General features: G+C 74.0%; 12 protein-coding genes and 1 pseudogene. 5 read left to right on the top strand and 8 right to left on the bottom strand.

The window, feature by feature from the left end; genetic code table 11:
- Positions 1-84: 84 nt before the first annotated feature.
- A complete protein-coding gene (locus ACGFYH_RS18980) occupies positions 85-468 on the bottom strand; it encodes a DUF3037 domain-containing protein (RefSeq protein WP_393804280.1) in 384 nt (127 codons plus the stop codon).
- Positions 465-1220: a HipA family kinase gene (locus tag ACGFYH_RS18975; protein WP_393804279.1), complete on the bottom strand. Its 756-nt coding sequence runs from the start codon at positions 1218-1220 to the stop codon at positions 465-467. Before ACGFYH_RS18975 ends, ACGFYH_RS18980 begins: the two co-directional genes overlap by 4 nt.
- A 192-nt stretch (positions 1221-1412) precedes the next feature.
- Here ACGFYH_RS18975 and ACGFYH_RS18970 point away from each other — a divergent pair, with 192 nt between their 5' ends.
- Complete coding sequence (locus tag ACGFYH_RS18970) at positions 1413-1904, top strand: Rieske (2Fe-2S) protein (RefSeq protein ID WP_393804278.1); 492 nt, start codon at positions 1413-1415, stop codon at positions 1902-1904.
- Entirely contained in the window at positions 1901-2368 is a 468-nt protein-coding gene (locus ACGFYH_RS18965; RefSeq protein ID WP_393804277.1) for a pyridoxamine 5'-phosphate oxidase family protein, read from the top strand. The genes ACGFYH_RS18970 and ACGFYH_RS18965 overlap by 4 nt, the downstream gene beginning before the upstream one ends.
- Before the next feature lie 102 nt (positions 2369-2470).
- On the opposite strand, the gene ACGFYH_RS18960 is transcribed toward ACGFYH_RS18965, so the two are convergent.
- On the bottom strand, positions 2471-3382 hold the full coding sequence (locus tag ACGFYH_RS18960) for a LysR family transcriptional regulator (protein ID WP_393804276.1): 912 nt from the start codon (positions 3380-3382) through the stop codon (positions 2471-2473).
- A 74-nt stretch (positions 3383-3456) separates the two neighbouring features.
- On the opposite strand from ACGFYH_RS18960, the gene ACGFYH_RS18955 reads away from it, so the two are divergent.
- Complete coding sequence (locus tag ACGFYH_RS18955) at positions 3457-4443, top strand: DMT family transporter (RefSeq protein ID WP_393804275.1); 987 nt, start codon at positions 3457-3459, stop codon at positions 4441-4443.
- A gap of 115 nt (positions 4444-4558) precedes the next feature.
- On the opposite strand, the gene ACGFYH_RS18950 is transcribed toward ACGFYH_RS18955, so the two are convergent.
- Positions 4559-5896: an aminotransferase class I/II-fold pyridoxal phosphate-dependent enzyme gene (locus tag ACGFYH_RS18950; RefSeq protein ID WP_393804274.1), complete on the bottom strand. Its 1338-nt coding sequence runs from the start codon at positions 5894-5896 to the stop codon at positions 4559-4561.
- Between the two features lie 35 nt (positions 5897-5931).
- Here ACGFYH_RS18950 and ACGFYH_RS18945 point away from each other — a divergent pair, with 35 nt between their 5' ends.
- Positions 5932-6618, top strand: coding sequence for a pyridoxamine 5'-phosphate oxidase family protein (locus tag ACGFYH_RS18945; protein WP_393804273.1), 687 nt, complete (start codon positions 5932-5934; stop codon positions 6616-6618).
- A 120-nt stretch (positions 6619-6738) separates the two neighbouring features.
- On the opposite strand, the pseudogene ACGFYH_RS18940 reads toward ACGFYH_RS18945, so the two are convergent.
- The 3 genes and pseudogenes from ACGFYH_RS18940 to ACGFYH_RS18930 all read right to left on the bottom strand — a co-directional run.
- Positions 6739-7086 (bottom strand): annotated as a pseudogene (locus ACGFYH_RS18940) (DMT family transporter); the annotation flags it as partial.
- A gap of 85 nt (positions 7087-7171) precedes the next feature.
- On the bottom strand, positions 7172-8176 hold the full coding sequence (locus ACGFYH_RS18935; RefSeq protein WP_393804272.1) for a DMT family transporter: 1005 nt from the start codon (positions 8174-8176) through the stop codon (positions 7172-7174).
- Between the two features lie 119 nt (positions 8177-8295).
- Positions 8296-8835, bottom strand: coding sequence for a Clp protease N-terminal domain-containing protein (locus ACGFYH_RS18930; protein ID WP_393804271.1), 540 nt, complete (start codon positions 8833-8835; stop codon positions 8296-8298).
- A gap of 198 nt (positions 8836-9033) precedes the next feature.
- Here ACGFYH_RS18930 and ACGFYH_RS18925 point away from each other — a divergent pair, with 198 nt between their 5' ends.
- Positions 9034-9222, top strand: a complete 189-nt coding sequence (locus ACGFYH_RS18925; RefSeq protein ID WP_393804430.1) for a hypothetical protein — start codon at positions 9034-9036, stop codon at positions 9220-9222.
- A 99-nt stretch (positions 9223-9321) separates the two neighbouring features.
- Here the strand turns inward: ACGFYH_RS18925 and ACGFYH_RS18920 are convergent, their stop codons facing one another.
- Positions 9322-9990: a PadR family transcriptional regulator gene (locus ACGFYH_RS18920; RefSeq protein ID WP_393804270.1), complete on the bottom strand. Its 669-nt coding sequence runs from the start codon at positions 9988-9990 to the stop codon at positions 9322-9324.
- Positions 9991-10270: the final 280 nt, after the last annotated feature.

Below are 10270 nucleotides of genomic sequence, written 5' to 3'. Positions count from 1 at the left end.
CGGGGACACGCCCGGCGCGGCATGCGTGGGGACACGCCCGGCGCGGCATGCGGCGCGTGTCCCCACGCCCCTCCACGACCGTCCTTACCGCACCAGCAGGTCGAGGAGCCGTTCCGTCTCGGCCGCCGGGTCGGCCGTGAGGCCGGTGTGGACGGGGCCCGGCTGGACGACGGTCGAGCGGGGCGCGATCAGCCAGCGGAAGCGGCGGCCGGGATCGTCCTCGGCCGCCTGGCCCGCCGCTTCCCCGCCGGCGCACACCCCTTCAACGGCGCGCAGCGCCGCGCGCACACCGGGCAGGTCCGCCCGCGGGTCCAGGGCCAGCAGCCTGCCCTCGTCGAGGTGGGTGCGGGCACCGACGTACGACCTGGCCCGGCAGTAGACGAGTACGCCGGCGTTGACGCACTCGCCGCGCTCGACGCGCGGCACGACGCGCAGCAGCGCGTACTCGAAGACGTGGCGGTCGCTCACCGATCCCCCTTGACGCGTTCGTGGATCGTGGCGGCCCGCGCGAGCAGGGGCCGGGCGTAGGCCCTGCGAAGGTCGTCGGGCGTGGCGAAGCCGGGTTCGTCCAGCAGCCAGACGTCCGGGATCTCGGCGGTGACCTCGGCGAGAAGTTCCCCGGTGACCAGGGGCGCGAGGGCGGCGGCGGCCGAAGCGACGTCCGGTGCGAAGCGCGCGAGGGCGTGGTCGGCGGCGTCGTAGGGGCGGGCGGCCGAGATCTCGGCGCCGGGCCAGTGGTGGTGCCAGATCATGGTGGCGCCGTGGTCGATGAGCCACGTCTCGCCGCGCAGGCGCAGCAGGTTGGGGTTGCGCCAGGAACGGTCGACGTTGTTGACCAACGCGTCGAACCAGACGATCCGTCCGGCCTCCTCGGCACTCACCTCGAAGGCGAGCGGGTCGAAGCCGAGCGCGCCGGAGAGGAAGTCCATGCCGAGGTTGGTGCCGCCGCTCGACTTGAGCAGTTCCTGCACCTGCTGGTCGGGTTCGCCCAGTCCGAGCACCGGGTCGAGGTCGACCGTCACCAGCCGCGGCACCCGGAGACCCAGCCGGCGGGCGAGTTCGCCGCAGACCACCTCGGCGACGAGCGTCTTGCGGCCCTGGCCGGCACCGGTGAACTTCAGGACGTACGTGCCGGAGTCGTCGGTCTCGACGAGCCCCGGCAGCGAGCCGCCCTCACGCAAGGGCGTGATGTAGCGGGTCGCGATGACTTCCTTGAGCATCGCCCCAGGTTACCGGCGCGGTGCGGGCCCGCCGACCGTGGCCGGTGTGCGGCCGACAGCGAATCGACAGCCGTGTTTTACGCCCGTCCGACCCCCGACCCGACAGCATCTCGGCACGGTCTGAACAGCACGTGCCACGGGGCCGTACCTCTCGGCAGATCACCACGCATCCACCCCGGAAGGGACCCCAGCATGACCAGCGCATCGTTTCACCCCGCAGCGGGACCGGCCCGTCGTACCGTCGTCGCGGCGGCCGGAGCGGCGGGGCTCACCGCCGTGCTGGCCGCCTGCGGAGGCTCGGACGAGGACGCGTCGGGCGACACCGGCACCGCTCCCCCGGGCTCCGCGTCCCAGGAGGCGGGCGACGACGGTTCGGGGGGCGGCGGGGACGCCGGGGCCGCGCTCGCGGCGACCGCCGACATACCCGAGGGCGGCGGAAAGATCTTCCCCGACCAGAAGGTGGTGGTCACCCAGCCCGCCGCCGGCGACTTCAAGGCGTTCTCCGCCACCTGCACCCATCAGGGCTGCGCCGTGAAGAGCGTGGCCGACGGTGTCATCCACTGCCCGTGCCACAACAGCAGCTTCTCGATCACCGACGGCAGTGTGCAGGGCGGTCCCGCGCCCAAGCCGCTGCCCGCCGTGCAGATCACGGTCAGCGGGGACTCGGTCCGGCTGGGCGGATGACCGTGACGCAGCGCCGGGGCCGCCGGATCATGATGACGCCCGGCGAGCTGGAGGCGTTCCTGACCACCCAGCGCACCTGCCGGGTCGCCACGGTCTCGGCCGACGGCGCCCCGCACGTGAGCACGCTCTGGTTCGTCTGGGACGGCTCCTCGATGTGGCTGTACTCGGTGGTGCGCAGCAGGCGGTGGACGGACCTGCGGCGCGACCTGCGCGTGGCGGTCGTCGTCGACACCGGTGAGGAGTACGACGAGTTGCGGGGCGCGGAGCTGTCCGGCCGGGTGGAGTTCGTGGGCGAGGCGCCGCGCACCGGTGAGCTGTGCGCGGAACTCGACTTCCCGGAGACGCTGTTCGCCCGCAAGAACTTCGGCCTGCGGGAGATGCCGCACGACGGCCGGCACGCGTGGTTGCGGCTGACGCCGGACAAGGTCGTCTCCTGGGACTTCCGCAAACTGGCGTCTCGTTAGTCCGGCCCGCCCCGTCGGCCCGCCCCATCGGCCCCGCCCCGTCGGCCCACTCCGTCCGGCTCACTTCACCCGGCTCGCCTCACCCTCTTCACCCCGCCCGGCTCACCCCGCCTGGCCCACCTCCCGCGCCGTGGCCCGCAGTGCGTCCACCGCCGCCCGGATCGACGGGCGGCGGTCGGCGTCCGCGCGCCAGACGACGTACACGTGCCGGCGCACCCGCTGCCTCAGCGGCGCGGTCACGACCGCGGCGGGCATCGGATGGCGTCCGAGCAGCGGCGCGATGCACACACCGAGCCCCGCTGCGACCAGCCCTAGCTGGGTGTGGGTCTCGGCGGCGCGGTGGCCGACGATCGGCTCGATGCCCTTCGACCGCAGCGTGAACATCAGCCACTCGTGGCAGAACTCCCCCTCCCCCCAGGTGATCCACTCGTCCTCGGCGAACTCGGCGAGGTCCACCTCGTCCCGTCCGGCCAGCCGGTGGCCGACCGGCATGGCGACATCGGCGGGGTCGTCCAGGAGCGGCGCCTTGACCAGGCCGTCGGGCAGCGGCATCGGCTTGTTGTACCAGTCGAGTACGACGGCCAGGTCGACGTCGCCGCGCACCACCCCGAGGATGCCGCGCTCCGGCTCCAGCTCCGAGGAGCGGATGCGCAGCGCGGGATGCTCGGCGCGCAGCGTGGCCAGCGCGGCGGGGAAGAGTCCGCGGGCGGCCGTCGGGAACGCGGACAGTCTCAGTTCGCCCGCCACCTGTCCGCGCTGGGCCTCCAGGTCGGCCTGGGCCAGCTCGACCTGGGAGAGGATGCGGGCCGCGTGCTCGGCGAGCAGCCGGCCTGCGTCCGTGAGGCGTACGCCCCGTCCGTTTTTGGCGAGCATCTGCTGGCCCGCCTCGCGCTCCAGCTTGGCCAGCTGCTGGGAGACGGCCGAGGTGGTGATGTGCAGGCCGGCGGCGGCGCCGCTGACCGATCCGTGCCGGGCGAGGGCGTCCAGGGTACGCAGACGGTCCAGGTTCAACATGTAAGCGATGCTACGAGATATCCGGTGCGAAATTTAGATTGTGCTACGAGGAAAGCTGCACCATCGTTGCCCGCATGAGCAGTAGTGCCACCTCCTCCGCCTCCGTCTCCTCCGCCGCCCGCCGCGTCTTCGACTGGCGGCTTCGTTTCGGGCTCCTCTCCCTCGTGTGGGGGTTCAGCTTCCTCTTCATGAAGGTGGGCACCGAGAGTTTCGCTCCGTTCCAGGTCACGCTCGGGCGGCTGGCGTTCGGTACGGCGGTGGTCGCCGTGGCGATGGCGGTGAAGCGGGAGCGGCTGCCGCGCGGGGGGTGGACGTGGGTGCATCTGACGGTCGCCGGGTTCCTGCTCAACGCACTGCCGTTCTCCCTGTTCGCCTTCTCGGAGCTGACGATCCCGTCGTCCCTCGCGGGCATCTGCAACGCGACCTCGCCCCTGTGGGGCATGGCCCTGTCGCTGGTCGCCCTGTCCGAGGACCGGCCCACGCGGCGCCGGGTGGCGGGCCTCGGCATCGGCTTCCTGGGGGTCCTGACGGTCCTGGGTGTCTGGCAGGGGTTTCACGGCCTCGACGTCACGGGCACGGCGCTGGCGCTGCTGGCCTCACTCAGCTATCCGGTCGGCTGGATCTACGTCCGCCGCACCCTGGCCGGCTCCAGCCACTCCCACCTCTCGCTGACCGGCGCCCAGCTGGGGCTGGCCACCCTGCAACTGGCCGTCGTGACGCCGCTGTTCACCTCGGTCCCGGCCGACTTCCCGGTACTGCCCGTCCTGGCGGTCGCGGCCCTGGGCGTGCTCGGCACCGGGTTCGCCTTCCTGATCCAGTACGACCTGGTCGCCGAGGTCGGTCCGACGACGGCCCAGATGGTCACGTACTTCACTCCGGTCATCGCCACGGCCGCGGGCGTCGCCCTCCTCGGCGAGTCGCTGTCCTGGTCGACGCCGGTCGGCGCGGCGATCGTCCTCGCCGGCGCGGCCCTGACCCAGTCCCGCCCCAGGACCGACCCGAGCGGCACCGTGCCGGGACCGGCCCGCCGGATGCGGGCGCGACAGGGGTCGCGGGTCTGAGGGCGGCCGGGGCGGGCGCGGGGCGGCGCGCGTCCGGCGGGGCGGCGCGCGTCCAGCGGGGCGGCGCGCGTCCAGCGGGGCGGCGCGCGTCCAGCGGGGCGGCGCGCGTCCGGCCTCAGACATGGCTCCGCGGCGGACCGGCGCCGGGCCCCACCGCCGCCGTGACCGCCTCCGCCAGTGGGCCGATGTCGTCCTCCCCCAGCGTCGAGACGGTGATCCGGATGCCGGGCGCCGCGCTCACGCGGAAGCGGGCACCGGGGGCGACGGCCCAGCCGGCGTGCAGGAGCCGGGCCACGGCGCCGGTCTCGTCCGGCACCGGGATCCACACGTTCATGCCGCTGCGCCCGTACGCGGCGACCCCCTGTCCCGAGAGGGCGCCGAGGAGCGCGTCCCGGCGTCGCCCGTACGCCCCCGCCACCGCGCGGGCGTCCACCCCGCCGCCCGCCCACAGGCGGGCCACGGCGCGCTGGGTGATGCGGCTGACCCAGCCGGGGCCCAGCCGCTGCCTCCCGCGCACCCGGTCGAGGGTGACGGGGTCCCCGGTGAGCACGGCGAGCCGCAGGTCGGGGCCGCAGGCCTTGGCGGCCGAGCGGACGAAGGCCCAGCTGCCTGTCGTACCGGCGAGGGGATGCAGGGGGAGATCGACGATGCCGTGGCCGTGGTCGTCCTCGATGAGCAGCGTCCCGGGGTGGTCGCGCAGTACGGACCGCAGGCCACGCGCGCGTGCCGCGCTCACCGCCGCGCCCGTCGGGTTCTGCGCGCGGTCCGTGACCACCAGGGCACGGGCGCCCGCCGCGAGGACCCGGCGCACGTCGTCGGGCAGGGGCCCCTGGTCGTCGACTCCGACGGCGACCGTGCGCAGGCCGAGCGCGGGCACCAGGTCGAGGAGGCTGCCCCACCCCGGGTCCTCGACGGCGACGGCGTCACCGGGCCTGAGATGGGCCGCGAGGACCCGCTCCATCGCGTCCAGCGAACCGGACGTCACCGCCACGGGCCCGTCCGGCACACCGTCGGCGTCCAGTTCGGCCCGCGCGACGCGGGCGAGTACGGGATCCACGGGGGCGTGCCCGTACAGCACCGGTTCCCGGTCGCCCTGTTCGGCCGCCGCGGCGAACACCGGACCCAGCGCGGGCAGCAGCGCCGGGTCCGGATTGCCGTCGGACACGTCGCGCACGCCCTCGGGCACCTCGACGCGGATGAACTCCCGCCCGGTGGTGGCCGGCTTCGCCCGCACCCTGCTTCCCCGGCGCCCGGCCGTCTCGATGACCCCGCGCTCGCGCAGGGTGCGGTACGCGGCGGCGACGGTGTTCGGATTCACCCCGAGTCGCCGCGCCAACTCCCGCATCGGAGGCAGGGGTTGCCCCGGCTCCAGCTCTCCCGAGCCCACCGCGCGCTCGACGCTCGCGGAGATCTCCGCTGCGCCCCGCCCTGTGATCCGATAGTCTCCTAGCACAAAATCAAGTATGCACTAGTGCAATGGAGAGCGCCATGCAGGGGACCACGCGGACGCCGTCGCAACCGGCCGGCACCTACCCGCCCACCGACCGCACCGTCCCCACCCGCTCCCCCGACCGGGCCTCCTACGACAAGGAACTGGTGCACTCGATACTCGACGAGGGCTACGTCTGCCACCTCGGTTTCGTCCGCGACGGCGCGCCCGTGGTCCTGCCGACGCTGTACGGCCGGGTGGGCGAGCGGCTCTACGTGCACGGCTCGACGGGCTCGCGTCCGCTGCGGATGACCGGTGCGGCCGACCCGGGCCTGCCGGTGTGCCTGACGGTGACGCACGTGGACGCGCTGGTGCTGGCCCGCTCGGCCTTCCACCACTCGGTCAACTACCGGTCGGTGGTGGTGCACGGCACCGCGTACGAGGTGACGGATCCCGGGGAGCGGCGCACGGCCCTGGACGCCCTGGTCGACCATGTCGTTCCCGGCCGCTCCCACGACTCGCGGCCGGCCAACAAGAAGGAACTGGCCGCGACCGCCGTGATCCGCCTCGACCTGAACGAGGTCTCCGCCAAGCTTCGCACCGGCGGCGTGAACGACGAGCCGGAGGACCTCGCCCTCCCCCACTGGGCCGGTCTCGTCCCCCTGCGCAAGGGATACGAGGCTCCCGTCGCCGACCCGGGCCTTGACCCCGCAACCGCGCTGCCCGACTATCTGCCGGTACGGTGACTCCGGCCCGGGCCGGAGAAGAAGAGGCCTCCCGAGGGCCCCTCGCCGTCCCTTTCGGGGGCCGACCCCACAGCTCCCCGGTTCCCGGGGCCCGCCATCGGCCCTCGGGAGGCCGCGCCGTCACGCCGGTGCCGGACGCGTCCGCGCCTGCCGGGTCTCCGCCACCGCGAGCCCCGCGACCGAGCCGAGCATCAGCAGCGTGCCGGCCGGGGTCGCCGCGGTGAGGTGCTCGCCGAGCAGCAGGACGGCGAGCACCGCCGCGCTGACCGGCTCGAGGAGCATGATCACGGAGACGGTCGCGGACCGGACGACGGCCGCACCGGCGAAGTAGAGCCCGTAGGCGAGGGCGGTCGGGACGGCGGCGACGTACCCCGGCAGCCGCAGGAGCCGGACCGGTTCGGCGGTGTGCGGCACCAGGCCCTCGGCCAGGGCGAGCGGCAGCAGGCACAGGCTCGTGACCGGCCCGGCGACAGCGCGCCGGGCTCGGCACAGGGACCCGCCTCAGGCGGCCGGAGGCGGGAGGACGAGTGCGTCGAAACGCATGACCGGCATCTCAGGTCGCCGTTCCCCGGCTCGACAACTCTCTTTCGGGCCCTCCACCGGCCACCGGATCCGCGGCGCCCTTCGCCGGCGTCGACGTCTGGGCGATGAAGGCGCCGACCAGCACCACGACGCCGCCGATGATCTGCGGGGCGGAGAGGTGCTCGCCGAGCAGCACCCAGGCCAGTACGGTCGCGATGACCGCTTCGAGGCACGCCACGACTCCGGCGACCTGCGGCGACAGCCGGCGCACGGCGACGATGCCGGTGACGTAGGCGAGCACCGTGGTGATGAGCACGATCCAGGCCAGCAGCAGGGCGGCGGCGACGGGGGTGCCGTCCATCGGGGCGGTGTCGGCGAGGACGGACCAGTCCATCGACCAGGGCCGGGTGACGACCGTGAGCACGGCGGCCCCGATGAGCAGGCCGTAGGCGATGACGCCGAGCGGGTCGGGCGCCTCCGCGCCGGCGTCGCTGCCCTGGTCGGACAGGACGAAGTAGCCGACCTGGCAGCAGGCGGCGCCGAGCGCGAGCAGCAGCCCGAGGGCGTCGAAGCGCAGCCCCGACCAGACCTCGACCACGCAGGCGAGACCGCCGACCGCCAGGACCACGCCGAGCGCGGCGGCCCGGGTGACCGGCCGGCGCTGCACGAACCGCACCCAGCCGAGGACCAGGGCGGGGGCCAGGTACTCGACGAGCAGCGCGACGCCCACGGGGATGCGGGAGATGGCGGCGAAGTAGCAGGCCTGCACACCGGCCACGGCGAACAGTCCGTACCCGGCGAGCAGTGCGGGACGGCGACGCAGCAGCCCGCGGTGGCGCAATGCGAGCGGCAGCATCACCAGGGCCGCGCCGGCCACGCGCAGCCAGACCACGTGGAGCGGGTCGAGTCCGGCCTCGATCAGCGGCTTGGCCGCGACTCCGGAGCCACCGAAGGCGACCGCGGAGGCGAGAGCCAGACCGAGTCCGGCGCCCTTGCCGCGGTTGCCGCGAGCGGTGTCAGACGTATGCACCGGCACATGATGACAGGGGTCGACATGAGCGTCATCCCCAATGACACCTGTCTCACCGGCTGGACGTCCGAGGTGACGCCCGTCGGGAGGGCGGGAGCGGCCGCCCGGCGGGGCCGGGAACGGGCTCAGGAAGTCGACTCGAAGTGGCTCTCCACCCGGGCGAGCACGGCGTCCGGCTCGACGGCGGCGCGGGCCAGCACCTCGACGGCGCGCGCCTGCGGGTCCGCGACCAGCGCGGCGAGCAGGTCGACGCCGCCGGCCCGGACCGCCCCGCGCCTGGCGGCGCGTGCGCACGCCTCTTCCATCGCCGCCGCGGCCGGCGGGGAGAACCCGGCCACGCCGGTCACGACGGGTACGGCGCCGGAGTCCTCGACGGCGCTCTGCCAGCGCAGGCCGTAGCCGATGCTGCGCTGCACGAGATAGCCGAGGACCCGGGCGGTCCGTGGCCCGTCCCCGAGCAGCGCACGCGCCTCGGCGTCGCACTCCAGCAGCGAGTGGAGCAGATGGGCCGTGTCGATCTGGGGGTCTCCGTCCCGCGCCGCCCGGCGGCGGGCACCGGAGACCGCCGAGGCCAGTTCCGCGCTGAACCGGTCATCGAGGTCGATGCCGTCCGGGCGCCGGCCGTCCTGCTCGCCGGACGCCTGCCGGGGGATACGGGGTTGCACGTCTCCCAGCTCATCAGCTCGTCGGGGCCGGGTCATCCCCGAAGGGAAGCATTTCCTCGTCCCACACAGAGTGGACCCGCCCGGCCGGAATCTCCTCCTTGCGGATGAGATCAAGCCGTTCGCGCCGTCCCGGCGCGCGCCGCCTTGCCGCACGCCCCCGGGGCAACCGAACCCTGCCCTCGCGGGTCGGACAGGGGCATGAGGAGCAGGTGCTGGCTGGTGGCGCTGCCCGCCGTCGACGGCAGGCAGTACGTGTACCGGGTGGACGCCCCGGCGGGGGCGCTGCTCGCCGACCTGTTCTGGGAGGCGTGGCACTGCCACGACGAGAGCGCCTTCCCGCGCGCGTGGGACGTCTTCGACGCGGCGGTGATACGGCGGGTCGACTGAACGCCCCCCATACGAGGGTGCCCCGCGGATCACTCCGCGGGGCACCCGGTCTCGTTGCCGTACGGCGGCTATACAGCGCGGTGACCGCGCCCTCCGGCGTCAGTCCTCGTCGGCGAGGATCAGATACAGCTTCTTCCGGGCGTCACCGATGACGGCGAGCGCCTTCTCCCGCTGCTCCTTGCTGCCGGTCTTCCAGACCTGGCCGAATGCCTCCATCAGTCCGAACCCGGCCTGCCGGATGTCGTTGAGAGCCTCCCAGTCGACGCCTCGCGAGGCCTCTTCCCAGGGGGCCTCCGGACCCTCCCCGGCCGCGGTGCGGCCCGCCTCGGTGAGCGCGAAGAGCTTCTTGCCGCCCTCGCTCCGGCTGGCGATCAGCCCCTCGTCCTCCAGCAGCTGAAGGGTGGGGTACACCGAACCGGGGCTGGGCTTCCACGCCCCGCCACTGCGCTCGGCGATCTCCTGGATCATCTCGTAGCCGTGCATCGGCCGGTCCTTCAGGAGGGCGAGGATCGACGCCCGTACGTCGCCCCGCCGTGCCCTTCCCCTGGGCCCGCCGCGTCCTCGGCCGCCCCAGGGACCTCCGTGGCCGAAGCCCGGCCCGAAGGGACCGCCGGGGCCGCCGCCGGGACCACCCGGCCCGAAGGGACCGAAGGCGGCACGCCTGCCGTCGCGGCCGTCGAAGCCGCCGCGGCCGAAGGGACCGCCCTCTCCATGGCCGTGGCCGTGGCCGGGGCCACCGTGTCCACGCTCGTATCCGTGGTTACGCATCGCCATCACTCCATTCAGTCGTTGACCTGTTGACGATGCCTCAACGATATATCGGAACGTATCGCGCGGCAAGGCTCTGCCTCTGAGGAACCGCACCGGCCCGGCCCGGCCCGGGAATGAACGGCGCCGAGGCCAGGTCAGGGTGGTGCCCGGTGTGGCAGCCGGTTGACGGACCGGTTGACGAGCCGGTCGGCGGGGACGCGGGCGGTGCCGCCGGTGGCGGTGCGTCCCTGAGGAGGCAACCGGCGGTCCCGGCTTCGACGCCGGGCAGGTGCGGCGT

This window comes from Streptomyces sp. NPDC048392 (genome assembly GCF_043200575.1).
Taxonomy (GTDB): Bacteria; Actinomycetota; Actinomycetes; order Streptomycetales; family Streptomycetaceae; genus Streptomyces.
The sequence above is the reverse complement of the archived record's forward strand: the minus strand, read 5'-3'. Positions and strand labels throughout refer to the sequence as shown.